A 26,306-nucleotide genomic window follows, 5' to 3' on the forward strand; every position below is an offset into this window, starting at 1 on the left:
CATGTCGTTCACCGGCGGTGCCCGCATCCCCCAGACGCCCACGCTGCCCCAGGGCGAGACGGTCGCGTCCTACGGCACGTACCTCGAGGCGCAGAAGGCCGTCGACCACCTCTCGGACCACCAGTTCCCGGTCCAGATGGTGACGATCGTCGGCACCGACCTGCGCATGGTGGAGCGCGTCACCGGCCGCCTGACCTACGCGCGCGTCGCGATGGGCGGGTTCGGGTCGGGCGCGTGGTTCGGCGTGTTCATCGGCCTGCTGTTCCTCCTGTCCGGCGGCTCCTCCGGGATCCTGTTCGCGGCCGTGCTGTTCGGCGGCGCCGCGGGCCTGCTGCTCGCGGTGCTCGTCTACGCGACCAGCCGCGGGAAGCGGGACTTCACGTCGCAGAGCCAGATCGTCGCCGCGCAGTACGCCGTGCTGTGCCGGGCCGAGCGCGCGCACGAGGCGCGCCAGATGCTGCGCGAGGTCGGCGGCGTGCGGGTGGGTGCGGCGACGCCGGTGCCGCCCGCGGCCCCGATGGGCGGGCGGCCGTCCGACCGGACGGCGGCGTACCCGCAGCCCGCGCCGGGGCAGCCCGCGCCGGGCCAGCCGCCGGTCGCCCCGGGACAGCCGCCCGCGCAGCCGCGCTACGGCCAGCTCGCGCCGCAGCCGCCGGCCGAGCCCCGCTACGGGCAGCTCGCCCCGCAGCCGCCGGCGGGTGCGCCCGAGACCCAGCCGGGCGCCGAGAAGCAGGACTGACGACCGACGGCCCGGTTCCCCTCGCGCGGAGGGGGACCGGGCCGTCGTGCTGCCTGGATCGTGGCGTCAGCGGGGGAGCAGCCCCGCCATCCACGCCTCGACGTCCTCCGGGGTGCGGGGGAGCGCGGCGGACAGGTTCTCGTTGCCGTCGGCGGTCACGAGCACGTCGTCCTCGATCCGCACGCCGATGCCGCGCAGCTCCTCGGGGACCCGCAGGTCGTCGACCTGGAAGTACAGGCCCGGCTCGATGGTGAACACCATGCCCGGCTCGATCACCGCGTCCAGGTACATCTCCCGGCGGGCCTGCGCGCAGTCGTGCACGTCCAGCCCGAGGTGGTGGCTCGTGCCGTGCACCATCCAGCGGCGGTGCTGCTGGCCCTCGGGGCTCAGCGACTCCTCGACGGGGACGGGCAGCATGCCCCACGCGCCCAGCCGGTCGGCGATCACGTCCATCGCGGCCGCGTGCACGTCGCGGAACCGGTTGCCCGGCACGGCGACCGCGAACGCGGCGTCCGCGGCGTCGAGCACGGCCTGGTAGACCCGCCGCTGCGCGTCGGTGAACGTGCCGTCGACCGGCAGGGTGCGCGTCACGTCCGCGGTGTAGAGCGAGTCGACCTCGACGCCCGCGTCGATCAGCACGAGCTCGCCCTCGCGGACCTGCCCGTCGTTGTCCGTCCAGTGCAGCGTGGTCGCGTGCGGCCCGGCGGCGGCGATGGTCTCGTAGCCGACGTAGTTGCCCTCGACGCGCGCCTGGGACAGGAACGTCCCCTCGATGACGCGCTCGCCGCGCCGGTGCGCGACGGCCTCGGGCAGCCGGCGGACGACCTCCGCGAAGCCCTCGGCGGTCGCGGCGACGGCGCTGCGCAGCTCGGCGACCTCGTGCTCGTCCTTGACCAGCCGCAGCTCGGACAGCGCCTCGACGAGCACCGCGTCGCGCTCGCCCGCGTCCTCGGCCGCGCGGATCTCCGCGACGACGGCCTCGACGGCCTCGTCCACGCCCGGGACGACCAGCACGCGCACGCCGTCGGCGCCCGCGTCCTTGGCCAGGGCGTCGCGCAGGTCGTCGCTGTGCGCCGTCGTGATCCCGGTGACCGTCGCCATGTCCTCGAGCGTGGGGCGCGGGCCGACCCAGAACTCGCCGTACCGGGCGTCGGAGAAGAACTCCTCGGTGTCCCGGCCCGCGAGCGGGCGCATGTAGAGCACGGCGCGGTGCGTGGACCGGCCGCCGCCGGGCAGCTCGTCGCCCTCGCCGTCCGCGGCGGGGTGCAGCACCAGCACGGCGTCGGGCTCCTGCTCGGCGCCCAGGCCGGTGAGGTGGGCGAACGCCGAGTGCGGGCGGAACCGGTAGTCGGTGTCGTTCGACCGCACCTTGTAGGAGCCGGCCGGGACCACGAGGCGCTCGCCCGGGAACGCGGCGGCCAGGCGGGCACGGCGCGCGGCGGTGAACGGGGCCGCCGGGCCCGGGACCGCGCTGCTCGCGGGGCGCTCGGCCCAGCCGGAGGTCACCCAGTCGAGGAACGCGGCCGACTGGGGGCGCTGGCTGCGGTTCGAGCCGCGGTCGGCGAGGGTCTGCTCGCCCTCGGCGGGCTCGGACAGGGCGGGCGCGGGGGTCTCGGGCGTGGGGTCGGTGGCCATGCGCCCAGTCTGGCACCGCGGACGGGGCGAGGGGGCGGGCGGCGCAGGTCACCGGTACCGGTGAGTAGCCTTGCGCGGTGCGCATCGACCTCCACACCCACTCGTCGGTCTCCGACGGCACCGAGACCCCGGGGGAGCTGGTCGCCTCGGCCGCCGCGGCCGGCCTCGACGTCGTCGCGCTGACCGACCACGACACGACGGCCGGCTGGGCCGAGGCGTCCGACGCCGCCCGGCGGCTCGGCGTCGCCCTCGTCCCCGGCACCGAGGTGTCCGCCCTGTCGCGCGGCGTCAGCGTGCACCTGCTGTCGTACCTGCAGGACCCGGCCGCGCCTGCGCTCGCGGACGTGGTCGCGCAGACCCGGGACGCGCGGCTGCACCGCGGCCGGGCGATCGTGGAGCGGCTGTCCGAGGACCTGCCGATCACCTGGGACGACGTGCTCGCGCAGCAGTCGCCCGGCACGGTCGTCGGCCGGCCGCACATCGCGGACGCGCTGGTCGCGCTCGGCGTCGTCCCCGACCGGACCGCGGCGTTCGCCGACCTGCTGTCGGCGCGCGGCCGGTACTACGTGCCCTACTACGCACCGGAGGCGGTCGAGGCCGTCCAGGCGGTCCTGGCGTCCGGCGGGGTGCCGGTGTTCGCGCACCCCGGCGCCGACGGCCGCGGCCGGGTCGTGCCGGACGCCGACATCGAGGAGCTGGCCGAGGCCGGGCTCGCAGGGCTCGAGGTGCACCACCGGGACCACACCCCCGAGCAGCGCGCCCGGCTGACGGCGCTCGCCGACCGGCTCGGGCTGCTGGTCACGGGGTCGAGCGACTACCACGGGACGGGGAAGGACAACGTGCTCGGCGAGAACACGACGGCTCCGGAGGTGCTCGCGGAGATCGAGCGCCGGGGCCGCACGGCGGTGGTGCGCGGATGAGCGCGGTGCTCGACTGGCGGCTGCTGTCCGAGGTCTTCATCACCCTGTTCGTCATCATGGACCCGCCCGGGACGGTGCCGATCTTCCTCGGGCTCACCGGCACGATGACCCGGCAGCAGCGGAACCGCGCCGCCCGGCAGGCGATCCTCGTCGCGTTCGGCGTCGTGCTCGCGTTCGCCGTGTTCGGGCAGAGCCTGCTGTCGTACATGCACATCTCGCTGCCCGCCCTGCAGGCGTCCGGCGGCCTGCTGCTGCTGCTCGTCGCGATGGAGCTGCTGACCGGCAAGTCCGAGGAGCCGCAGCCGTCCGGGAACTCCAAGGTCAACGTCGCGCTGGTGCCGCTCGGGACCCCGCTGCTCGCGGGGCCGGGCGCGATCGTCGCGGTGATGGTGTTCGTGCAGCAGAGCGACGGGACCCTGGCCGACTGGGTGGCGATCGCGGTCGGCATCGTGCTGGTGCACGTGTGCCTCTGGCTGGCGATGCGGTTCGCGGGGGTCATCCACCGGCTGCTCGGCGACTCGGGGACGACGCTGGTGACGCGGATCGCCGGTCTGCTGCTGGCGGCGATCGCGGTGCAGCTGGTGGCGGACGCGGTGACGGCGTTCGTGAAGGCGGCGTAGCGCGCGGTCGCGGCGGTGTCGCCGCGAGCGTGTGCGTCCCCGAAGTGACCCTTGTGAGGGCGTCGGGCCGCCGATAGCGTCGTCGCTCGCAGCCGCGCGGACCGACCCGGTGGGTCGGTCGTCTCGTGCTCCCCAGCGACGGCGGTGTGCTCGTGCTCCTGCGTGGTCGATCCGGCTCCGGTCCCTCCCACCCCGGCACGCTCCGCGCGCGCGTGCGGCGGATCGTCGCGTCGTCGGTCGTGGCCTGCGTGGCGGTGACGGGGTTCCACCTGCCGACCGCGGTGGCCGACCGGGGCCGCCCGGCCGGATCGGTGGTCGTCCCGGGGGCGCCGGAGACCGAACTCGAGACCGAGCCCGAGACCGCGCTCGAGCCTCAGCCCGGAGCCGAGCCGGCGGCGGATCCTCGTCCCGAGCCCGCCCCGGCAGCGCCGCAGGAAGGCGAAGGGCGGTCCGCCGACCGTTCGTCCGAGAGGGCCGGCCTGCCCGACACGATCGCGGCCGTCTCGACGCTCGCCGGCAGCGGCCTCGCCGAGTCCGCCGACGGCGTCGGGGCGGACGCGGGTTTCCTCGCGCCGCGCGGGATGCACGTCATCGGGAACCTGGGCTACGTGTTCGACACCGGGTACCTGCGGACCGTCGATCTCACCACCGGCGAGGTCCGGAAGGTCGCGGGGACCGGCGTCGTCGGGTACAGCGACTCGACCGACCCGATGGCCGCGAAGGTCGACGGGACCGCCGCGATGGCCGACGACGGGGAGCTCCTGTACTTCATCGCGAGTTGCCCGCAGAGCAACGGGTTGCACCGGACGTGCCTGCGCACCTACTCCCTGACCACGGGGGCCGTCCGGACGGTGCGGATCTCGATACCCGAGCAGTTCCTCGCCCGGCAGGATGGCGTGCTGTACGGCGCGACGTCCGCGGGCGTCACGCGGGTGGACCCGGCCACGGGGGAGTCCACGACGATCGCGACGATCGCCCGCGCCGGCGGCACCACCGTGAACGTCCAGGGCATGGCCTCCGACGGGCGGTACCTGTGGGTGTCCGCCATAGACTCGTACGTCTCGGGCATCACGACGCTGACGAAGGACCCGCGACTGGTGCGCGTCGACCCGCTGACCGGGGCGCAGACTCCGGTCGTCAGCGAGAACCTGCCGCTGCAGTACTCGTCGCTGCGATTCGTGGGGGATCGGCTGTACGCGGTGACGTCCAGCCGCGTCGTGCTGCTCGACACCACGGGCGGCCCCGCGCGCACTGTCGCCGGCCAGCCCACCGCACTCGGGCACCTGGATGGTTCCGGGGCCGAGGCCTGGTTCGACTCGATCTCGGGGCTGGGTTCGGACGGCACGACCCTGTTCGTCACGGAGCGGAACAACCGACGGGTGCGCGCTCTCGCGAACACGCAGGAGCCCGAGCGCCGGCTGCCCGACGTCGCCCGCTCGACCGTGGCGATCGCGCCCGCCCTGGTGTCCACGTTCTCCGGGAGCGGTGAGACGGGGTACCGCGACGGTCCCGCGTCGTCGGCCCAGTTCACCGCGCCGTCGGGTCTGCACGTCATCGGGAACCGTGGGTACTTCGTGGACAGCAACCGCCTGCGCGTGGTCGACCTGGCAACGGGGGCCGTCGCGACGGTCGCCGGGACGGGCGTCGCCGGGCAGAAGGACTCGCCCGACCCGCTGCGGGCGACCTTCAGCGGGGGCGCCTCGATCTCTGACGACGGGCAGTTCCTGTACGTGGCGCACAGCTGCGCGACGTCGGGGAACCCCGAGATCAGGTGTCTGCGGAAGATGTCCCTGACGACCGGGGCGGTGTCGACGGTTCTCATCGACAGCCTGGTCAAGGGGATCACGGTCGCGGGCGACGGTCAGGTGTACACGGCCGTGAACTCGACCGTGTTCCGCATTGATCCGACGGACGGCACCAGTTCGGCGGCGGCGAGGATCCCGGCAGCAGCCAGTGGCTGGGTCACTCACGCGCAGAGTCTCACCGCCGACGACCGCTACCTCTGGTTCGCCTCCTTCGAGGAGTATCGGGATCTCATCCCGCGGTACCAGAACGCGTGGATCACGCGCATCGACGTACGAACCGGTGAGCAGGTCGTACTCCCGGCGGGCGTGCCACGGACCAGCTATCCCTCTCTCGTTTCCGCGGGCGACTACCTGTACGCCGCGACGACGAGGGAGGTGGTGCGGATCGCGAAGTCGGACGGGACGACGGTGTCGATCGCCGGCGACGCCGACGCCGGCGGTTACCGGGACGGAAACGCCTCCGAGGCCCGCTTCAGCTCCATCAGCGGCATCGCGTCGAACGGGACATCGCTGTTCGTCCTCGATCAGAACAACCGGCGCATCCGCTCCCTGGTCCAGGGAACCTGGCCGACGACCGGTGTCGGCTCCTCGGGCCCGAGCCGGGCCGAGACCACCGGCGGCCGCAACCCGTCCCAGGCGCAGTCCCAGTGCTGCCACGGCGATCCCGTGAACAGCGCGACGGGCGAGCTCTGGGACTCGGTCACCGATCTGCGGGCCTCGACCGCCGGCCTGCCGCTGGAGCAGCAGCGGCACTTCTCCACCTGGCGGAAGAACGAGGCGGGCGCGCTGGGGCACGGCTGGTCGACGGATGTCGAGATGCACGTGCGGCGCACGGCGTCGGCGACCGGCTCCGGGCTGGCGGGTGCGTCGGCAGTCGAGGTGGTGCAGGAGAACGGCAGCACGGTCACCTTCACCCGGGCCACGGACGGCACGTACTCCGCTGCCGCTCGCGTGCTCGCCACCCTGACCGGGGACGACGCGGGCGGGTTCGTCCTGGCCCGGCACGGCGCCGAGTCGTTCACCTTCGACGACGAAGGCCGGCTCACCCGGGTCGAGGACCGCAACGGCAACGCCCACGCCGTCGTGCGTGCGGACGACCGGGTGGTGCGCGTGGAGTCCAGCACGGGAGCCGTCCTGCGCTACGGCTGGGTGGGCGACCGGATCGAGACGGTGACGGACGCCCTCGGGCGGGAGGTCCGGTACGAGTACTCCGAGGACGGCGACCTGGTGGCGGTCTCCGGGCCGGACGGCGCCGTGACGCGGTACACCTACCAGGACCACCGGATCGAGACGGTCACGTCGCCGATCGGCGGGGTGCTGACGAACGCGTACGACGCGGCGAACCGGGTCGTCACCCAGACGGACGCCCTCGGCTACGCGACCACGTTCGAGTACGGCGACGGGACGACGACCGTCACGTGGCCGGACGGCGGCGTCAGCGTGGAACGGTACGTGGACAACCAGCTGCGCGAGGTGACCACCGCGCTCGGCACGGACGTCGAGCGGACCCGGCGGATGGAGTACGGGCCGACGAACCAGGTGATCCGGACGGAGGACAGCGCGGGTGGCGTGACCACGGCGGAGTATGACGCCCAGGGCGGCCTCGTCTCCGCCACGGACGAGCTCGGTCGCACGACGACGTTCGAGCGGGACGCCGCAGGCCGGGTGCTCGGCACGACGGCGCCGGACGGGACGACGCAGCGGGCCGAGTACGACGAGCGCGGGAACCTGGTGGCGTCGACGGACGCGACCGGTGCGACGACCCGGTACACCGTCAACGGCGACGGCACCGTGGCGGCGGAGATCGACCCGACAGGGCTGCAGACGTCGTACGAGTACGACGCCGCGGGCCACGTCGAGCGGGTCGTGGCGCCCGACGGCTCGGCCACCCTGCTGGAGCACGACGCGGCGGGTCGCCTGCTCTCGGAGACCGACGGGACGGGCGCCGTGACGGTCTACGAGTACGACGGCGCGGACCGGGTCACGGCCGTGACCGACCCGACCGGGGCCAGGACGGAGCTGGATCGCGATGCCGAGGGCGGCGTCACGCGGATGCAGGAGGGGGACGGCCGGACCTGGACCTGGTCGCACGACCCGACCGGGCAGGTGGTGTCGGCGACGGACCCGACCGGTGCGACCACCACGTCCACCTACGACGGCGCAGGGCGGGTGGCGGTGGTCACCGACCCCGCCGGGGGCACGACCGAGCACCGGTACGACGCCGCGGGCAACCTGGTCGCGGTCACCGACCCGCTCGGCCGCGTCACCCGGGCGACCTACGACGGACGCGGGCTGGTCCTCGCGACGACGACGCCCGGCGGGGCGACCACCCGGGCCGAGCACGACGCCGCCGGGCAGCTGGTGGCTGTGACGGACGCGACCGGCGGAGTCACGCGGACGACGTACGACGAGGCGGGCCGTCCGGTGACCGTCACGGACGGCGACGGGCGAGAGGTGACGGCGACCTACGACGCGGCGGGACGGGTCCGCACCACCGCGACGGCGGACGGCGAGGAGCAGACCTGGGAGTACGACGCCGCGGGCCGGCTGCTGACCTACACGGACGCGGCGGGGGCGAGCACCACGTACACGTACTCCGCACGAGGCGAGGTCGCGACCCGCACCGACGCCGCCGGCCGGGTCACCGCGCTCACCCACGACGGCGCCGGCCGGGTGGTCGCGAGCACCGCGCCGGACGGCGAGGTCACCGAGCTCGATCACGACGCCGCCGGCCGGGTCGTCGCCGTCCGCTACCCGACCGGCACGGCGGACGTGTCGTACGCCTACGACGCGGCGGGCCGCCGGACGGAGATGACGGACGGCACTGGGACCACCGCCTACACGTACGACCCGGCCGGGCGGCTCGCCGAGGTGCGCGCGCCGGCCGGCACCGTGGCCTACGAGCGCGACCCGCTCGGTCGCGTCGTCGCGACCACCTACCCCGACGGGTCGCGGGTGGCCCGCGAGTGGGACGCGGCGGGCCAGCTCACCGCGGTCGAGGACTGGGCCGGCGGACGGTACGCCTTCGGGTGGGACGACGACGGCGGGATCGCCTCGGCCTCGTACCCGAACGGCGTGACCACGTCGTACGACCGCGACGCCGCGGGCCGGGTGGCCGGGATCGCGACCTCCGGCCCCGGGGGCGCGCTGCTCGACCTGGCGTACGCCTACACGGACGGCGGGCTGCTCTCCGGAGCGGACGCCGTGCGCCCCGGGGCGGACCTGAGCACGGGGTACGGCTGGGACGACCAGGCGCGGCTGGCGCGGGTGACCGGCTCCGGGGCGGGCGAGCTCGGCTACGCCGCCGGCGGCCAGGTCGCGGCGCTGCCCGACGGCACGACGCTCACCTACGACGACGCCGGGACCCTCACCTCCGCGCGGATCGCCGGAGTGCGGACGCAGTACTCCGCCGACGCCCGGGGCAACCGGCTGGCGGAGCAGGGTGGTGACCGGGACCGCACGTACACCTGGGACGCGGCGAACCGCCTGATCGGCCTCGACGACGCCGACGGGGCCTCGTGGACCTACGGGTACGACGGCGACGGCCTGCGGGCCACCGCCGCCGAGGCGGATGGGACGTCGCGGACGTTCCTCTGGGACGTCGAGGGGGAGATCCCGCTCCTGCTCGCCGACGGCGCCGCCCGGTACGTCCACGGGCCGACCGGGTCGCCGGTCGCGCAGCACGACGACGAGCACGGGTGGCTCTACCTGCACGGCGACGTCATCGGCAGCGTCCGCGCGGTGACGGACGGCGACGGTGCGACGGTCGCCGCGACGGACTACACCCCGTACGGCACGCCGGTCGGGGTCGCCGGGGTGGCGCTCGTCGGCGCGGTGACAGCGTTCGGCTTCGCGGGCGAGTACACCGACCCGACGGGGCTGGTCTACCTGAGGGCGCGGTACCTGGACCCGGCGACGGCACAGTTCCTGTCGGTGGACCCGCTGTTCGACGTCAGCCTGAGCCTGTACGGGTACACGCACGGGAACCCGCTGATGTTCGTCGACCCGCTGGGGCTGATCTGGTACCAGCCGTGGACGTGGACGGCGGACACGTGGTCGAACATCGGGGTGGTGGCCGGGGTGGTGGCGGTCGTGGTGGGTACGGTCGCGACGGGGGGCGCGCTCGGTGTGGTCGGGATCGGTCTGACGACCGTCAGCGTGGGGGCCGCAGCCATGGCGATGGTCGCCGACTGTGGCTACGACGGTTGGACGAGCGGCACATGCCGCGGTCGCGGGATCGACCTCGCGGCGTCGGCCACTGGGGCGCGCCTCTCGATGGCGTCTCCGGGAACGGCGTTCACCGCCAGGCACGTGAGCGACAGCTCACGCTTCCGAGTACACGTTGAGCGCACGAGCGCCGGGTTCGCAGGCTCTGCCTTCGGCACCGCGCGAGGGAGCATCTGCGGATGACCATACGTGCCGACACGACGGAAGCGTCTCGGGCTGGCCTCGTCCCGGGGCACGACCTCCCCTGCGAAGCGAACGGATGATGGCTCCGCTCACTGGAGCGCTCGTCGTGGTGGCGGCGTTCGTGGCCTTCCTCTCGCTCGTACCGACTCAGGGCTGGGTCATGCTCGGAGCGGGTTTGCGAGACGTCGGCACCAAGTTGTGGTGGAGTTCCGGGGTCGTGATGGGGTCGACCGCGTGCGTGCAGGCTGTCCTGGTACCGGGATGGGCCGCGCGGCTGTGCGCTCTCGCGGCGGTAGCCGTTTCCGTGTCGTCCTTGTGGTTCCCACCGAGCCGCCCGCGAGCATCGCGGCGGAGTGAAGGTCGTCGAGCGGTTCCACGTCGCGACGGGTGGCGAGGACTGCGGGAGACGCTGGCCGTATTGTCGGTAGTGCTGCAGTTCGTGACGGTGGTCGTGGCTCACGAGGCGCCATGATCAACTGGACGAACCACGGCGCGGTCGGCCGATCGAGGACGGTGGAGGACCGCGGATGCGATGGCCTGATCGGACTCGGACGTGGACGGTGTCGAGGTCGCCGGGGCGGCGCTCGTCGGCGCGGTGACTGCGTTCGGCTTCTGGGGCGAGTAGACCGACCCGATGGGTCGGTCTACCGCCGGGCGCGGTACCTGGACCCGAGGGCGGCGCAGTCCCTGTCGGCGGACCCGTGGTCGACCTTCGGCACCGGCGCCGGAATCGCAGGGCTAGTCCTCGGCTCGTTCTTCACGAGCGAGGCGGTAGCTCTGGCTGTCGCCGGCCTGACAGCCTTGAGCGTCGGCTCCCAAGCTGTAACCGCGGCGTCGAACTGCGGCTACAGCGGGTGGAACAGCGGGATCAGCCGTCAGCGTCCCATCAACGTCACGACCTCGTTCGTCGCCACCCGCGCGGCTGACACCGTCAGGAGGACAGCGATCTCGGCCGGGCACGTCGCCCGCGAGTCGCGACAGGTCGCCAAGGCGGGGGCGTCCTGGACGTCGTTGTGGACCTACACGTACGACGGCGACGGCCTGCGGGCCACCGCCGCCGACACGGATGGGACGTCGCGGACGTTCCTCTGGGACGTCGAGGGGGAGATCCCGCTCCTGCTGGGCGACGGCGCCGCCCGGTACGTCCACGGGCCGACCGGGTCGCCGGTCGCGCAGCACGACGACGAGCACGGGTGGCTCTACCTGCACGGCGACGTCATCGGCAGCGTCCGCGCGGTGACGGACGCCGACGCCGCGACGGTCGCCGCGACGGACTACACCCCGTACGGCACGCCGGTCGGGGTCGCCGGGGTGGCGCTCGTCGGCGCGGTGACAGCGTTCGGCTTCGCGGGCGAGTACACCGACCCGACGGGGCTGGTCTACCTGAGGGCGCGGTACCTGGACCCGGCGACGGCACAGTTCCTGTCGGTGGACCCGCTGTTCGACGTCAGCCTGAGCCTGTACGGGTACACGCACGGGAACCCGCTGATGTTCGTCGACCCGCTGGGGCTGATCTGGTACCAGCCGTGGACGTGGACGGCGGACACGTGGGCCAACATCGGAGTGGGTGCTGGCGTCGCGGCACTGGTGGTCGGCGCCATCGCGACAGGCGGGGTGCTCGTCGTCGTGACTACTGGACTGACCGCGCTCAGTATCGGGGCGGGTGTGATGGCTGGCCTGGCGGACTGTGCGTACCACGGCTGGACGACGGGCGTCTGCCGCGATCGCGGAGTCAGCGCAGCGATCTCCGCGGCGGGAGCGGGTGCGGCCGACACAGTGAAGAAGACGGCGATGTCCGCGAGGCACGGCGCTGATCGGTCGCGCTCTGCCGCGAAGCTCGAGTCGGCTGTGTGGTCAGCGGCCGGCACGGTAGTGAGTACCGAGTACGGCTCGAACTGCCGGTGAGTGCTCTGATGAGGACGAGGGCCGATAATGTGCGACTCCCTCTCTGGACCTGCCTGACTGCGAGGTCACGACGACCGGAGCAGCACGGGCCGCCAGGGCGGAGTCGGCCGATTGGCAGCGACGGCGCCGCTGCCATTCGCGTACCCACGTCGGGTGTGTGTTCGGGTGTCAGGTCGCGCTGGGGTTGGTGCTGATGCCGTCCTCGCTCGCGCTCGAAGCGGTGCTCGTCGTGGTGTACTTCGTCGCGTTCATGTGCTGCGCGTACATGGAAGGTGCCATGCGGTTCGGCCCGCCGAGATGGTTCACGGAGCGGTGGTGGTGGGTCTCCGGCACGGCTTGCATGTGCTCCGCCGCGGTGGCGGTCGTGCTGTACCGGTCGTGGCAGGCGCGTGCCACGGCGTTCTGCGCGATCGCCCTCGTGGCGCCCTCGCTGTGGTTCCGGCCGGGACGCGTGCGCCCGTCGCGCCAGGTCGTCACAGGTCGCCGGGCGAAGCCGGAGACCGACAGCTGGCGAGGGCTACGACGGGTGGCAGTGGTGGTCGGGCTGGTGCTGCAGGTCCTCGCTCTTCGCGTGGCCGATGGTGCGGGATGACCCGGGGCATTCGCTGCGGTGGCTCCGCCCGGCAGACCGCGATCACGTCACGCCACGTGAACGCATCCTCGAGGAATGCGGCGCTCGGCGCGCGAGCGGGTGTGCAGCTCGGAGGATCTGCCTTCGGCGCAGTCCGAGGGTCGATCTGCGGATGACGGCGTGGTCCCCTGCGACGCTCATCGAACCGGCGCTCGCCGCACTGCCCTTCGGTGCCTTGCTCGCGTGCGTCATCACGCAGAACTGGACGCCGCACCCGTACGCGCCGTTGGATCGCTTCGCCAAGCGCGTGTGGTGGTCACCCGGGGTTGCGACGGCCATGACCTCTGCCGTCCTCGTGGTGTTGCACGACTCGATGGAAGCCCGAGCGGTGGTAATGGCCGCTCACGTGGTGTCCGTCGTCTCGTTGTGCTTCCCCCCGAGTCGCGAGCGGCACCGGGTCGGCCGGTACAGGGGTAAGCGCTCGCGGCCGCGAGACGACGCATGGGACCGGTTGAGAACGCTGGCTGCGGTCACCTCGCTCGTGCTGCAGTTCCTGGCGCTGGCAGTCGCTGAGGGCACGCGATGACGGCACCTCCCGGCGAGGTAAGCGGTTTCGCTGGGCGCCGTGGGTGGGGGCGTCTCCACCGCGACCGTGGCCGTCGTGGTGCTCGGTCTCGTGGTGACGCAAGGGTGGTTGCGCTCGGGGGCGTTGCCATCGGTCTCGTGGGTATCAGCGAAGTGGCAGCTGGGCTCGCGGCGGTCGCTGAGTGCGGGTACAGCGGCTGGAACAGCGGCGCGTGCCTTCGTCGCGGGGACAGTCTTGCCGTGTCCCTCGCTGGTGGGCAGGCCGCGGGGACGGTCCAGCGCACCGCGATGACTGCGCGCCGTGTCGCCTGGGTTCTTGGTCCAGGTCGCTGCGGCCGCGTTCGTGTTCCACGCCGGGTCGTGAGGCGGACGCCGCCGCCCGCCCGCTCGCCGCGCGGCGCCCGCGGGGCGAGGATCGGCGCGTGAGCACCCCCACCTCGTCCCTCCGTGGCCGGCTCGGCGACGAGCTGTTCGCCCGCGTCGCCGGCCCGCGCGGCCCGCAGGTGCGCGACCGGATCCACCTGACCCCCGGGCCGCGCTGGTTCGGCCCCGACGACGCGATCCGGCGGGTCCACGGCGACGCGTCCATGTTCGTCGGCGGGCTGACCGCGCTGCTGCTGCAGTCCTGGCACCCGCTCGCGATGGCGGCCGTCGCGGCGCACTCCGGCTACCGCGGCGACCCGTGGGGCCGGCTGCAGCGCACCAGCACGTTCCTCGCCGTCACGACGTTCGGCACCGCCGAGCACGCCGAGCAGGCGGTCGCGACCGTGCGGGCCATCCACGACCGGATCACGGGCGTCACCGAGGACGGCGAGCCGTACGCCGCCTCGGACCCGCACCTGCTGCGCTGGGTGCACATCACCGAGGCGCACGCGTTCCTCACCGCGCACCAGCGGTACGGGGCGCACCCGCTCGACACGGCGGGCTGCGACGCCTACGTGGCGCAGTCGGCCCGGGTCGGGCGCGCGCTCGGCGCCGAGGACCTCCCCGAGACGGCCGCAGGGCTGCGCGCCGCGCTCGACTCGTACCTCCCGGAGCTGCGCGGGACGCCGGCGGCGCGGGAGGCCGCGGAGTTCCTGCTCGCCGACCCGCCGCTGCCCGTGCCGGTCCGGCTGCCGTACGGGGTGCTCGCGGCGGCGGCGATCGCGGGCCTGCCGCGGGCGTCGCGCGCGCCGCTCGGGCTGCCGGACGTGCCGTGGCTGGACGCGACGCTGGCCCCCGCCGGCGGCCGGGCGATCACCCGCCTGATCCGCTGGGCCCTCGCGACGACCCCGGCCCCGCCGACGGCGGACGCGCGCGCCTGACCCGGCTCCGGGCCAGGTCGTCCGTCGACCCGCCCGGTCCGGTGACGCCGGCCGGCAGCCGTCCGCCCGTGAGGTCGTCACAACCTGGTGAGGTCGGCGGAAACGAGTGACGACCTCGTCAGGTTGTGACGACCTCACCGTGCGGGCTGACAGCGCGAGGGCGCCGCGGCCGGGTGGCCGGGGCGCCCTCGGGCGTGCGGTACGTGCGGGTCAGGCCTCCGCGGGGGCGGTCGGGGCCTGCTCGCCCGTGCCGCCGCCCTGGCCGCCGCGGGTGCGCCGGCGGTTGCGCCGGCGGCGCGGGGCGGCGCCGTCCTCGCGGCCCTCGGCGGGGCCGGTGGTCGCCTCGGCGGGGCCGGTCGAGCCCTCGGCCGCGGCCGACGCGACGGGGGCGTCGCCCGAGCCGCCGCGACGACGGCTGCGCGAGCGCCCGCCCTCGCCGCCCTCGGTCCGCGCGCCGCCCTCGGAGCGACCGCGGCCCTCGCCGCGCCCGCCCTCGCGGGAGCCGCCGCGCGGGCCGGAGTCCCGGCCGCCGCGGCCGCCGTCGCGCGGGCCCGAGTCCCGGCCCGACGAGTGCCGCTTGCCGGTCTCGCCCAGGTCCTCGAGCACCTCGGCGTCCAGGCCCTCGCGGGTCCGCTTGGAGCGGGGGAGGCGCCCGGTGGTGCCCTCGGGGATGCCGAGGTCAGTGTACAGGTGCGGCGACGAGGAGTACGTCTCCTGCGGCTCCGGGAAGCCGAGCTCCAGCGCCTTGTCGATCAGGCCCCAGCGCGGGACGTCGTCCCAGTCGACGAACGTGACCGCGGTGCCCTTGTTGCCCGCGCGGCCGGTGCGGCCGGTGCGGTGCAGGTAGGTCTTCTCGTCCTCGGGGCACTGGTAGTTGATGACGTGCGTGACGTCGTCGACGTCGATGCCGCGGGCGGCGACGTCGGTGGCGACCAGGACGTCGACCTTGCCGTTGCGGAACGCGCGCAGGGCCTGCTCGCGCGCGCCCTGGCCGAGGTCGCCGTGCAGGGCGCCGGCGGCGAAACCGCGCTCGACGAGCTCGTCGGCGACCTTCGCGGCGGTGCGCTTGGTGCGGGCGAACACGATGGTGAGGCCGCGGCCCTCGGCCTGCAGGATGCGGGACAGCACCTCGACCTTGTCGAGCGCGTGCGCGCGGTAGACGACCTGCTTGATGTTCTTGACCGTCTGGCCGGCGTCGTCGGGCTCGGAGGCGCGGATGTGCGTCGGCTGCGTCATGTAGCGGCGGGCCATCGCGACGACGGCGCCCGGCATGGTGGCCGAGAACAGCATGGTGTGCCGCGAGGCGGGGGTGCGGGCCAGCAGCTTCTCGACGTCGGGCAGGAAGCCGAGGTCGAGCATCTCGTCGGCCTCGTCCAGCACGACGCACTTGATCCGGGACAGGTCCAGGTGGCCCTGGTTCATCAGGTCGATCATGCGGCCCGGGGTGCCGACGACGACCTCGACGCCGCGCTGCAGCATCTCGATCTGCGGCTCGTACGCGCGGCCGCCGTAGAGCAGCGCGATGCGGACGGAGCGCCGCTTGGAGGCGGTCTCCAGGTCGCCGGCGACCTGGACCGCGAGCTCCCGGGTCGGGACGATGACGATCGCCTGCGGCTTGCCCGGGGCGGGCAGGGTGTCGAAGCCGTCCTCGCCGGGGGCGACGACGCGGTGCAGCAGCGGGACGCCGAAGCCGAGCGTCTTGCCGGTGCCGGTCTTGGCCTGGCCGATGATGTCGTGGCCGGACAGCGCCACGGGCAGCGTCATCGCCTGGATCGGGAACGGGGTGCTGATGCCGGCGTCGGCGAGCGCCTGGACGATCTCGGGGCGGACGTCGAAGTCCGCGAAGGTCACGTCGGCGGCCTGCACGGAGGCGGCGGTGGGGGTGTCGATGGTCTCCACGGCGACGTCCTCGGGCGCGAGGGCGTCGGTGGTGCTGGGGTCGGTCGAGGTCACGGACTGCTCTTCACTCGTGAAGGTGGCGTGCGGCGCGTCGCGCCCCGCGAGGGGGGTCCGCGACGGGCATCGCCACAGGTGGTCCGGCAGCCGATCGTGCAAGTCAGCGAGAGCGGGCCGGGCGCCGGGGCGCCGCGGTTCGCTCGGCGCACCGTGGTCGGGACGACCGGGCAACCGATGAACACGCCCGATGATACGCGCAGGGCCGCCCGGACCGCGGGGACGGGGCGGGCGGCAGGCGCGCCGCCGGCGCTCAGCGCTCGGCGGCGACGGGCTCGGGCGCGTCCGCCGCGGCGTCCTCCGCGGTGTCCTCCGCGGTCGGCGCGTGCCCGGCCGCGCCCACCGCGGCCCGGAGCCGCCGCTGCTGCGTCGCCGCGACCACCAGCGCGACGGCGGTCGTGGTCACGGTCACCGCGAAGGCCGCGGTGTGGCCGGACGCGTCCGCGAGGCGCCCCGCGATGCTCGACCCGAGCGCGTAGCCCACGCCGGTCGCCGAGGCGAGGGCCGTCATCGCGGCGCCGGTCCGCCCGGCCGGGACGACCCGCTCGCCGAGCGAGAACACGCCGATCATGTACGGCGCGACCGCGAACCCGAGCACGGCGACGGCGGCGGTCAGCGCGGGCAGCGAGTCGACCAGCAGCAGCGGCCAGGACAGCGCGACCAGGGCGCACGCGGCGACGAGCACGCGCCGCTCCTGCCCGATCCGCGCCGGGATGAACGCGGTGCCGATGCCGGCGGCCGCGCTGCCGACGCCGAGCACGGCGTGGATCAGGCCCGCGAGGCCGGGCTGGCCCGCCTGGGTGGCGAGCACGGTGGTGCCTGTCTGGGTGGCGCCGAACAGCACGCCGACCGCGGCCTGCGCCACGACGAGCACCGCGAACGCGGGGGTGAGCAGCCGGCCGGCGGGCCGGGCGTGCGGGCCGGTCGCGGTGCGCCGGGCGGTCGGGTGCAGGGCGAAGGCGGTGCCGAACACGGCCAGCAGGACGGCGGCCGTGACGAGCGCGCCGGCGGGGGACAGCCAGACGGCCACGAGGCCGACCAGGGCCGGGCCGATCGCGAACGACGCCTCGTCGACGGCGCCCTCGTAGGAGAACGCGGCGTCGACCAGGCGGCGCTGCTCGGGGCCGGTGCCGGCGGTGATCGGCCGCCAGCGCACGCGGGCGAGCGGGCCGACCTGCGGCAGCGCGAGCCCGGTGACGGCGGCGACGGCGACCAGCGCCGCGCCGCCCGCCTCCTGGTGCGCGAGCAGGGTCAGCGCGCCGAGCGCCGCGGCGCCGGCGAGCGACTGGACGAGGACGACGGGCCGCTGGCCGAACCGGTCGGCGAGGCCGCCGGCGACCGGCGCGCCGACCGCGTTCGCGACGGCCAGCGCGCCCGCGGCGAGGCCGCCGAGGCCGTAGGTGCCGGTGGCGGTCGAGACGAGCAGCAGCGTGCCGAGCTGGGCCATCGCCATGGGCAGGCGGCCGAGGAAGGCGACGAGGACGTAGGCCGGGCCGGCCAGGCGGAACAGGCGCGCGTAGGCGTTCAGGGCGGACACGAGGGACCCTCCGGGTGCACGAGACGGGCGACGCGCCTCCCCGCCTCCAGGTCGCGTCCGGTGTCCCTCAGCTGGCCCCATCGTAGCCGGGCGCACCCGGCCCGGGCGAGGGTCGACGCGGGCACGGCGCTACCCTGGGCGGATGACCGAGGTCGCTCACGACGCCCAGCCGCAGGCCCAGCCGCCGGCGCAGCACGCCCCCGAGGCCGCCGACACCGTCGAGCTGCTCGGGCTGGTCGCCCACCTGCAGCACGTCGCGTTCAACCGGCTCGCCGAGGACGCCCGCGTCGCCCCCACCACCGCCCAGCAGCTCGAGCTGAGCCGGCTGGCCGCCGCCGCGGTCGACCGCCGGGACCGGGTGCTCGCCCGCGTGGTCGAGCTCGGCGGCGAGCCCGAGCGGTGCCTCGGCGCGTACGCCCGGCTGCTCGAGGACTTCGACTCCCGCACGCAGCCCAGCACCTGGTGGGAGCGGCTGCTCCGGTCCTACGTGGCCGACGGCGTGTCCGACGACTTCTGCCGGATCGCGGCGTCCGCCGTCGACGACCGGTCCCGCGCGCTGCTGCTCGAGGTGCTCGACGACGCGGCGCACGCGAACCTCGCCGTCGGCGAGCTCGAGGCCGCCGGGGCGCAGGACGAGGTGCTGGTGTCCCGGCTCGCGCTGTGGGGCCGCCGCCTGGTCGGGGAGGCGCTCGGCGTCGTCCAGCAGGCGATGTCCGCGCACCCCGCCCTGGGCCGGCTGGTGACCCGTCGGGAGGCGGAGGCCCGCGCCGGGGCCCAGGAGCCGGCCGCCGCGCCCGCCGCGGAGGCACCGGTCGCCGAGGCCGACGGCGCCGCCCCCGCGAAGCTGTTCGGCGAGCTCACGGCCGAGCACACCCGCCGCATGTCGCGCCTGGGCCTGACGGCCTGACGCCCCGACGACGACGCCCCGCACCGGATGTCCGGTGCGGGGCGTCGTCGCGTCTGCGGGTGCTGCTCAGATCGCGCCGAAGCCGACGCGGCCCTTCGACTCCGTGCCGATCTCGACGTAGCCGATCGAGGCGGACGGCACGATGACGCGCCGGCCCCGGTTGTCGGTCAGCTCGAGCACCGGCTTGCCGTTCAGGGCCTCGGTGACGGCGGCGGTGACCTCGTCGGCCGTCTGGTCCGACTCGATCACCAGCTCGCGGGGCAGGTTCTGCACACCGATCGTGATGTCCACGCTTCGTCGTCTCCTCGTCCGTCGTGTCGCTGCCCGGTCATCCTAGGCCGGGCCGACGTCGACGGGGCCGTCGAGCGGCCCGCGTTCGCCCTGGGTGGACACGTCGTCCGGCCCTGCGCCGGTCGCGGCGGCCCCGGGGACGAACCCGGCGACGCCGCCCCACGCCAGCCGCGCGACCAGGGTGGCGGTGTCGCGCGCGGAGCTGCCGTCCGGCGCCCGGAGCCGGCGGGTCGCGGCGGCCTGGGCCATCGCGGCGACCGACGGCGCCAGCAGGGCGGCGGTCTCCGCCGGCACGCCCGCGACCTCCCCGAGGACGGACTGCAGCCGGCGGGTGACGGCCTCGGTGGCCCGCTCGACCCGCGCGCGCACCTCCAGGTCGTGCCGGACGTCCGACTCGAACAGCAGGGCGGACGACTCACCGGCGCCGTCGACGAAGTCCACGTACGCGCGGACCACGCCGGTGAGGATGGCGCGGGCGTCGTGCGGGCGGACCTCGCCCGGCGGGTGCATGGCCACGGCGGCGTCGACGGCGGACAGCAGCTCGTCCCCGCGCGCGTCGACGACGGTGAGGTAGAGGTCGAGCTTGGACGGGAAGTGCCGGTACAGCACCGGCTTGCTGACCTCGGCGCGGTCGGCGATGTCGTCCATCGACACGTGGTGGAAGCCCTCGGACGTGAACAGCTCCTGGGCGATCGCCAGGACCTGCGCGCGGCGGAGCGCGCGGGGCATGCGCGCCGGGCGTCCGCGGCCGGCGGGGGGCTGGTCCATCGGGCGATGATAGCCACGGCCGGCGGGCGCTCAGCGGGGCGTCCGCGGCACGCACACACCGGTCCCGCGGCCGCCCGCCGCGGCCCGTCGACGGCCTCGGGGCGCGCCCGGCCGCGGTGCCCGGGGTGTCGGTGGCGTGTGATGGGATCGGGCCGTGACCCCGACCCCCGCCGGCCCGCCCCCCGCGGCCGGGCTGCGCCTCGTGCGGCCCGCGCTCGCGGACGTGCCGGCGCCGGTCCGCCTCGGCGCGGACCAGCGGGCCGTGGTCGACCGGGTCGTGGCGGGTGCCGACCCCGCGCTGCTGGTCGTGGGCGCGGCGGGCACCGGCAAGACGCTGCTCGCCGTCGAGGCGGTCGCGGCGGCGCTGGGCGCGGACGACGACGGGCTGTTCCCGTCGCCCGACCTGCCGTCGCCGGACGAGGTGCTGGTCCTGGCGCCGGGGCGCCGCGCGGCGGCCGAGCTGCGCGACCGGATCGGCGCGCGGGTCCGGCGCACGACGGGCCAGGCGATGGTGCGCACCCCGGCGGCCGCGGCGTTCGCGGTGCTGCGGGCGCGCGCCGCCCTCCTCGGGGACCCGGCGCCGACGCTGATCTCCGGGCCCGAGCAGGACCTCGCGCTCGCCGAGCTGCTCGCCGGCCACGCGGCGGGGGAGGGCGTGCCGCTGCGCTGGCCCGCGGGCGTGCCGGAGGAGGCGCTCACGCTGCGCGCGTTCCGCGGCGAGCTGCGCGACCTCGTCATGCGCGCCGCCGAGCGCGGGGTCGAGCCCGAGGACCTGGCGCTGCTCGGCGAGCGGCACGGCCGGCCCGAGTGGGTCGCCGCGGCGGGGCTGTACCAGGAGTACGTGGACGTGACGACGCTGCGCGCGGGCACGCCCGACGCCGGCGCGCGGTACGACCCGGCGGTCGTCGTCGAGGAGGCGGCCGAGGTGCTGCGCACCTGGGAGGACGAGCTGCCCGGGCCCCGCCCGCGGTGGCGGCTGGTGGTGGTCGACGACTACCAGGAGGCGACCGAGGCGACGGCGCGGCTGCTGCGGGTGCTGCAGGACGACGGCGCGCGGCTGCTGCTGCTCGCCGACCCGGACGCGGCGGTCCAGACGTTCCGCGGGGCGACGCCGGCGCTGGTCGGTCGGGCGGACGTCGCCGGGACCGGGCCGGGGGAGCTCGGGGCGGTGCGCCTGGTGCTCGACGGCGTGCGGCGGCACGGGCCGGTGCTGCGCGGCGTGGCCGCGCGGGTGGCCGAGCGGGTGGCGGTGGTCGGCGGCGCGGCGCACCGGCGGGCGCTGCCGGTGCCGGGGGCCGGTGCGCCGGTGCCGGGGGCCGGTGTCCCCGCGGCGGTCGACCTGCCGACGCAGGGCGTCGAGCCCGGCCGGGCCGGCCACGACGCCGTGCCCCGCGACGTGCTCCGCGCCGCCGTGCTGCCCAGCCCCGCGCAGGAGGCGGCCTGGGTCGCGCACGCCCTGCGCCGCGCGCACCTGGAGGACGGCACCCCCTGGGCCGAGATGGCCGTGATCGCCCGGTCCGGCGGCCAGGTCACCGCGCTGCGCCGCGCGCTCGGCTCCGCGCAGGTGCCGGTCGCGGTGGTCGGCAGCGACGTGCCGCTGCGCGACGAGCCCGCCGTGCGCCCGCTGCTCGACGCCCTGCGCGTCGCGCTGGGTCCCGACGCGGGCGGCTCCGCCCTGGACGCCGAGCTCGCCGCGCGGCTGTGCTGCTCGCCGCTCGGCGGGATGGACGCGGTGGGCCTGCGCCGGCTCCGGCGCAGCCTCCGGGCGGAGGAGGTGGCGCTCGGCGGCGGCCGCGCGAGCGACGAGCTGCTGGTCGAGGTGCTGCTGGACCCGGCGGCCGCCGCCGCGCTCCAGCCGGTGGTGCGCCGGCCGGTCGCCCGGATCGCGACCGTCCTCGCCGAGGGCCGGACCGCGGCCGCGGCGCCGGGCGCGGACGCGCAGGCCGTGCTCTGGGCGATCTGGGACGCGTCGGGGCTGGCCGAGCCGTGGCGGCGGTCGGCGCTCACGGGCGGTCCGGGCGGGGCGCGCGCGGACCGGGACCTCGATGCCGTGCTCGCCCTGTTCCGCGCCGCCGAGACCTTCGTCGACCGGATGCCGCAGGCCCGCGCGGCCGCGTTCCTCGAGTGGGTCGAGGCGCAGGAGCTGCCGTCCGACACGATCGCCGCGCGCGCCAGCCGGGACGCCGTCTCCGTGCTGACGCCGGCGGGCGCCGCGGGGCGGGAGTGGGACGTCGTCGCGGTCGCGGGCGTGCAGGAGGGCGTGTGGCCCGACCTGCGGCTGCGCGACTCGCTGCTGGGCTCGCAGGCGCTGGTCGACGTGCTGGCGGGGCGCGGCGCCGGCCGGGCGGCCGGTGCGGACGCCGCCCCCGGCGAGGCCCACGCCGCGGCAGAGGCCGGCGCCGCCGCGCGGGCCGCGGTGCTCGCCGACGAGCTGCGCTCCTTCCACGTCGCCGTGTCGCGCGCCCGGCGGGTGCTGCTCGTCACCGCGGTGTCCGACGAGGACGACCAGCCGTCGCCGTTCCTCGACCTCGTCGAGCCGAACGACGAGGACGACGACCCGCGCCGCACCGCCGCGCCCGCGCCGCTGGACCTGCGCGGCCTCGTGGCGCAGCTGCGCGGCCGGCTGGAGCAGTCCGCGCGCGCGGGCGCGCCCGACGCGGAGGCCGCCGCCGTGCTCGCGCGCCTGGTCGACGAGGGCGTACCCGGCGCCGACCCCGCGGAGTGGCACGGGCTCGCCGACCCGTCGAGCGACGCGCCGCTGTGGGCCGAGGGGCAGCGGGTCCCCGTGTCGCCCTCCCGCATCGAGACCGCCGGCACCTGCACGCTGCGCTGGGCCCTCGAGGCCGCCGGCGGCACGGCGCCGAGCAGCGCGCGGCAGTCGCTCGGCACGCTCGTGCACGCCCTGGCGCAGACGCACCCGCGGGGCGGCCGGGAGGCGCTGATGGCGGAGCTCGACCGGCGGTGGCCGGAGCTCGGGCTCGGGCACGGCTGGCCCGCGACGCTGGAGCGCCGGCGCGCCGAGGCGATGGTCGGGCGCCTGGCGGACTACCTGGAGCGCGCCGGCGAGCCGCTGGCGATCGAGGCGCGGTTCGAGCTCGAGCTGGACCGCGCGGTGGTGCGCGGGACGCTGGACCGGGTCGAGCGGGCCGAGCCGGGCGACGGCGGTGCCGGGGCCACCGCCGGCGACGAGGGGCCGGTGCCGGTCCGCGTCGTCGACCTCAAGACCGGCCGCACCGCCCCGTCGGCCCAGGAGGCCACCACCAACCCGCAGCTCGGCGCGTACCAGCTCGCGGTGGACGCCGGGGCGGTCGAGGGCCTGACCCCCGGGGCGGTCAGCGCGGGCGCGCAGCTCGTGTTCGTCTCCGACGTCAACAAGAACAAGGCGGCGCTCCGCGAGCAGCCGCCGCTCGGCCCGGACGCCCCGGACGACCCGTCCTGGGCCCGGACCCACATCGAGGAGGTGGCGGAGCGGATGGCCGCCTCGTCGTTCGCCGCGACCGCGAACCCCCTGTGCGACCGCTGCCCGGTGCGCCGGTCCTGCCCGCTGCGCGACGAGGGCGGGCAGGTGGTCGCGTGACCGCGCCCGCCCTGGCCGCCACGCTGTCCGCCCAGGACATCGCCCGGCTGCTGCGCCGCGACCCGCCGACCGACGAGCAGGTCGCGGTCATCGAGTCGCCCCTCAGCCCCGCGCTCGTCGTCGCGGGCGCGGGGTCGGGCAAGACCGAGACCATGTCCGCGCGCGTCGTCTGGCTGCTCGCGAACGGCCTCGTCGCGCCCGAAGAGGTCCTCGGCCTCACGTTCACCCGCAAGGCCGCCGGCGAGCTCGCCGAGCGCGTCCGGCGCCGGCTGCGGCACCTCGCGCGCGCCGCCGCGGCCGAGGGCGTGCACCTGCCCGGGCTGTCCGTCGCCGAGGACGCGGCCGACGGCGGCGCGGCGCTCCTCACCGTCGCCCGGCCGACCATCTCCACGTACAACGCGTACGCCGCGTCCCTCGTCGGGGACCACGGCCTCCGGATCGGCGTCGAGCCGTCCGCCCGCCTGCTCGGCGAGGCGGCGCAGTGGCAGCTGGCCAGCGAGGTCGTCGAGTCGTGGACCGCCGACCTCGACTCGTCCGCCGCCGTGTCGACGGTGGTCGAGGCGGTGCTCACGCTGTCCGGCGCGCTGGACGAGCACCTGATCGACGCCGACGAGGCGCGCCGTGGCATCGAGGGGATCGTCGACGACATCGAGGCGACCCCGCCCGGCACCCCGCCGCGGCAGCCCTACGCCAAGGTGCGCGAGCTCGTGGCGTCGCTGCGCGAGCGGCAGCGGATGCTCGACCTCGTCGCGGCGTACCGGGAGCGCAAGCGCGCGGCGGACGCCCTCGACTTCGGCGACCAGGTCGCGATCGCCGCCCGGCTGGCCCGGGACGTGCCGGAGGTCGGCGCGGGGGAGCGGGCCAGGTTCCGGGTGGTGCTGCTCGACGAGTACCAGGACACCTCCTACGCGCAGCTGGTGCTGCTCTCGCAGCTGTTCGGCGGCGGGCACCCGGTCACCGCGGTCGGCGACCCGCACCAGTCGATCTACGGCTGGCGCGGCGCCAGCGCCGGGGGGCTCGAGCGGTTCCCGACCGACTTCCCCGACGTCGCCGCCGACGGCGACCGGCGCCCTGCGGCGGTCTACGCCCTGTCGACCTCCTGGCGGAACGACGTCGCCGTCCTCGACGCCGCCAACCACGTCGCCGCGCCCCTGCGCCGGCCGGAGAAGGCGCGCGTGGCGCTGCCGACCCTCGGCGCCCGCCCCGGTGCGGGGGCCGGCGAGGTGATCGCCCACCTCGCGCCCACGCTGGAGGAGGAGGCGCAGGCGGTCGCGGAGTTCGTCGTCGCGCGCTGGCGGCCCGAGGGCGGCCCCGGGGTCGACGGGGGCGCGCCCGCGCCCGGCGGCGGCGGGGTGACCGCGGCGGTGCTGTGCCGCAAGCGCGCGCAGTTCCCGGTGCTGCACCGCGCCCTGCGCGCCGCGGGGCTGCCGGTCGAGGTCGTCGGCCTCGGCGGCCTGCTGAACACGCCCGAGGTGGTCGACGTCGTCGCGATCCTGCAGGCGGCCCACGACCCGTCGCGCGGGGACGCGCTCATGCGGCTGCTCACCGGCGCGCGCACGATGCTCGGCGCGGCGGACCTGCACGCGCTCGCGGACTGGTCGGCGCACCTCGCCCAGGGGCTCGACGCCCGCGCGGCGGCGGCCGTGGCGCGGGACCGGGCGGCATCGGCGGCGGGGGCGCCGGGCGCCGTGGGCCCCGGTGCCCTCGCGGGCGACGGGGTCGCGATCGACGGCGCCCCGTCCGCGGGGGTCCCCGGCGACGGCGCCGCCGAGCCCGCCCCGGTCGTGGCCGACGTCGTCGACGAGCGCAGCATCGTCGACGCGGTCGACTCCCCGCCCCCGCCCGGGTGGCGGAGCCCGTCCGGCCGCGGCCTCACCCCGACCGGCCTGGCCCGGGTCACGGCGGTCGGCGAGGTGCTGCGCGCCGTCCGGCAGCACACCTACCTCTCGCTCCCGGAGCTCGTCGCGCACGCCGAGCGGCTGTGGGGCCTCGACATCGAGGTCGCGTCCCGCGCGGGCGTCGCGCCGGGCCGGGCGCGCGCGCACCTCGACGCGTTCCGCGAGGTCGCCGTGCGGTACGCCGACGCGACCGACGACCCGACCCTCGGCGGGTTCCTCGCCTGGCTGGAGTCGGCCGACGCGCACGAGCACGGCCTCGACATGCCGGTCGCCGAGCCGGACCCCGACGCCGTCCAGCTCATCACCGTGCACGCCGCCAAGGGGCTGGAGTGGGACGCGGTCGCCGTGGCCGGCCTGGTCGACGGCGGGCTGCCCGCCACCCGCACCCAGGGCCCGAACGGCCCGACCGACTCCGCCTGGCTGACCGGCCTCGGCGAGCTGCCCTACCCGCTGCGTGGCGACCGGCACGACCTGCCCGACTTCGCCTACGCCGGCGCCGCGGACCCGAAGGACCTGGAGGAGCGGCGCAAGCAGTTCCTGCTCGACGCGGGCGACCACCAGGTCGCCGAGGAGCGGCGGCTCGCGTACGTGGCGTTCACCCGCGCGCGGGCGGCGCTGCTGCTGACCGGAGCGTGGTGGGGCGACGGGTCGCGGGTGCGGCCGCCGTCGGTGTTCCTGACCGAGGTGGTGGACGCCGGGCTGGCGCGGGTCGCCGGCTGGGCCGACCTGCCCGACGAGAGCACCGAGAACCCCCGGACGCAGGAGGCGGCGGGCGCGGTGTGGCCCGCGGACCCGTTCGGCGGCGAGGCCGAGGGCGGCCCGGTACGGCGGTCCGCGGTCGAGGCGGCCGCGGCGGCGGTGCGCGCGGCGCGGGACGAGCG

At 76.0% G+C, this 26,306-nt stretch carries 16 protein-coding genes; 11 read left to right on the forward strand and 5 right to left on the reverse strand.

Features of this window, described 5'->3' with window-relative positions; all coding sequences use genetic code 11:
* Position 1 precedes the first annotated feature (1 nt).
* Positions 2 to 739, forward strand: coding sequence for a YflT domain-containing protein (locus AC3WUG_RS13240; RefSeq protein WP_492328093.1), 738 nt, complete (start codon positions 2 to 4; stop codon positions 737 to 739).
* A gap of 66 nt (positions 740 to 805) precedes the next feature.
* Here the strand turns inward: AC3WUG_RS13240 and AC3WUG_RS13245 are convergent, their stop codons facing one another.
* On the reverse strand, positions 806 to 2,374 hold the full coding sequence (locus AC3WUG_RS13245) for an aminopeptidase P family protein (RefSeq protein ID WP_492328094.1): 1,569 nt from the start codon (positions 2,372 to 2,374) through the stop codon (positions 806 to 808).
* Between the two features lie 77 nt (positions 2,375 to 2,451).
* Between AC3WUG_RS13245 and AC3WUG_RS13250 the strand changes: the two genes are divergently transcribed.
* From AC3WUG_RS13250 to AC3WUG_RS13280, 7 genes are all read left to right on the forward strand, one after another.
* Positions 2,452 to 3,294 (forward strand): PHP domain-containing protein, encoded by an 843-nt coding sequence (locus AC3WUG_RS13250; RefSeq protein ID WP_492328095.1) that lies wholly within the window; start codon positions 2,452 to 2,454, stop codon positions 3,292 to 3,294.
* Positions 3,291 to 3,914: a MarC family protein gene (locus AC3WUG_RS13255; protein WP_492328096.1), complete on the forward strand. Its 624-nt coding sequence runs from the start codon at positions 3,291 to 3,293 to the stop codon at positions 3,912 to 3,914. The genes AC3WUG_RS13250 and AC3WUG_RS13255 overlap by 4 nt, the downstream gene beginning before the upstream one ends.
* 212 nt (positions 3,915 to 4,126) lie before the next feature.
* Positions 4,127 to 10,129 carry an RHS repeat-associated core domain-containing protein gene (locus AC3WUG_RS13260; RefSeq protein ID WP_492328097.1) on the forward strand — a complete coding sequence of 2,001 codons (6,003 nt, stop codon included), beginning with the start codon at positions 4,127 to 4,129 and terminating at the stop codon, positions 10,127 to 10,129.
* A 468-nt stretch (positions 10,130 to 10,597) separates the two neighbouring features.
* On the forward strand, positions 10,598 to 12,034 hold the full coding sequence (locus tag AC3WUG_RS13265) for an RHS repeat-associated core domain-containing protein (protein ID WP_492328098.1): 1,437 nt from the start codon (positions 10,598 to 10,600) through the stop codon (positions 12,032 to 12,034).
* Positions 12,035 to 12,221: 187 nt separating this feature from the next.
* Positions 12,222 to 12,626, forward strand: a complete 405-nt coding sequence (locus AC3WUG_RS13270) for a hypothetical protein (RefSeq protein WP_492328099.1) — start codon at positions 12,222 to 12,224, stop codon at positions 12,624 to 12,626.
* A gap of 151 nt (positions 12,627 to 12,777) precedes the next feature.
* Complete coding sequence (locus tag AC3WUG_RS13275; protein WP_492328100.1) at positions 12,778 to 13,191, forward strand: hypothetical protein; 414 nt, start codon at positions 12,778 to 12,780, stop codon at positions 13,189 to 13,191.
* Between the two features lie 421 nt (positions 13,192 to 13,612).
* Complete coding sequence (locus tag AC3WUG_RS13280) at positions 13,613 to 14,494, forward strand: oxygenase MpaB family protein (protein WP_492328101.1); 882 nt, start codon at positions 13,613 to 13,615, stop codon at positions 14,492 to 14,494.
* 210 nt (positions 14,495 to 14,704) lie between these two features.
* Here the strand turns inward: AC3WUG_RS13280 and AC3WUG_RS13285 are convergent, their stop codons facing one another.
* Entirely contained in the window at positions 14,705 to 16,447 is a 1,743-nt protein-coding gene (locus tag AC3WUG_RS13285; RefSeq protein ID WP_492328102.1) for a DEAD/DEAH box helicase, read from the reverse strand.
* A gap of 253 nt (positions 16,448 to 16,700) precedes the next feature.
* Positions 16,701 to 17,984 carry an MFS transporter gene (locus tag AC3WUG_RS13290; RefSeq protein ID WP_492328103.1) on the reverse strand — a complete coding sequence of 428 codons (1,284 nt, stop codon included), beginning with the start codon at positions 17,982 to 17,984 and terminating at the stop codon, positions 16,701 to 16,703.
* Between the two features lie 142 nt (positions 17,985 to 18,126).
* Between AC3WUG_RS13290 and AC3WUG_RS13295 the strand changes: the two genes are divergently transcribed.
* Entirely contained in the window at positions 18,127 to 18,891 is a 765-nt protein-coding gene (locus AC3WUG_RS13295; RefSeq protein ID WP_492328104.1) for a ferritin-like fold-containing protein, read from the forward strand.
* Between the two features lie 66 nt (positions 18,892 to 18,957).
* Here AC3WUG_RS13295 and AC3WUG_RS13300 read toward each other — a convergent pair whose 3' ends face one another.
* Complete coding sequence (locus tag AC3WUG_RS13300) at positions 18,958 to 19,182, reverse strand: DUF3107 domain-containing protein (RefSeq protein ID WP_147794234.1); 225 nt, start codon at positions 19,180 to 19,182, stop codon at positions 18,958 to 18,960.
* Positions 19,183 to 19,224: 42 nt separating this feature from the next.
* The gene (locus AC3WUG_RS13305) at positions 19,225 to 19,950 is read right to left on the reverse strand and encodes a TetR/AcrR family transcriptional regulator (RefSeq protein WP_492328105.1); all 726 of its coding nucleotides are present in this window, start codon (positions 19,948 to 19,950) and stop codon (positions 19,225 to 19,227) included.
* Between the two features lie 154 nt (positions 19,951 to 20,104).
* On the opposite strand from AC3WUG_RS13305, the gene AC3WUG_RS13310 reads away from it, so the two are divergent.
* Positions 20,105 to 23,527 (forward strand): ATP-dependent helicase, encoded by a 3,423-nt coding sequence (locus AC3WUG_RS13310; RefSeq protein WP_492328106.1) that lies wholly within the window; start codon positions 20,105 to 20,107, stop codon positions 23,525 to 23,527.
* Positions 23,524 to 26,306, forward strand: a 2,783-nt coding sequence (locus AC3WUG_RS13315) for an ATP-dependent helicase (protein WP_492328107.1), incomplete at its 3' end; no start/stop codon positions are given. The genes AC3WUG_RS13310 and AC3WUG_RS13315, both read left to right, overlap by 4 nt.

It is taken from the genome of Cellulomonas sp. EB106-03-03-XG116, from assembly GCF_058792015.1.

What these genes read in the sequence shown, in the direction of transcription:
- AC3WUG_RS13240 (WP_492328093.1), top strand. Translation starts at nt 2, where the DNA reads ATGTCGTTCACCGGCGGTGCCCGCATCCCCCAGACGCCCACGCTGCCC.
- AC3WUG_RS13245 (WP_492328094.1), bottom strand. Translation starts at nt 2,374, where the DNA reads ATGGCCACCGACCCCACGCCCGAGACCCCCGCGCCCGCCCTGTCCGAG.
- AC3WUG_RS13255 (WP_492328096.1), top strand. Translation starts at nt 3,291, where the DNA reads ATGAGCGCGGTGCTCGACTGGCGGCTGCTGTCCGAGGTCTTCATCACC.
- AC3WUG_RS13265 (WP_492328098.1), top strand. Translation starts at nt 10,598, where the DNA reads ATGATCAACTGGACGAACCACGGCGCGGTCGGCCGATCGAGGACGGTG.
- AC3WUG_RS13275 (WP_492328100.1), top strand. Translation starts at nt 12,778, where the DNA reads ATGACGGCGTGGTCCCCTGCGACGCTCATCGAACCGGCGCTCGCCGCA.
- AC3WUG_RS13295 (WP_492328104.1), top strand. Translation starts at nt 18,127, where the DNA reads ATGACCGAGGTCGCTCACGACGCCCAGCCGCAGGCCCAGCCGCCGGCG.
- AC3WUG_RS13305 (WP_492328105.1), bottom strand. Translation starts at nt 19,950, where the DNA reads ATGGACCAGCCCCCCGCCGGCCGCGGACGCCCGGCGCGCATGCCCCGC.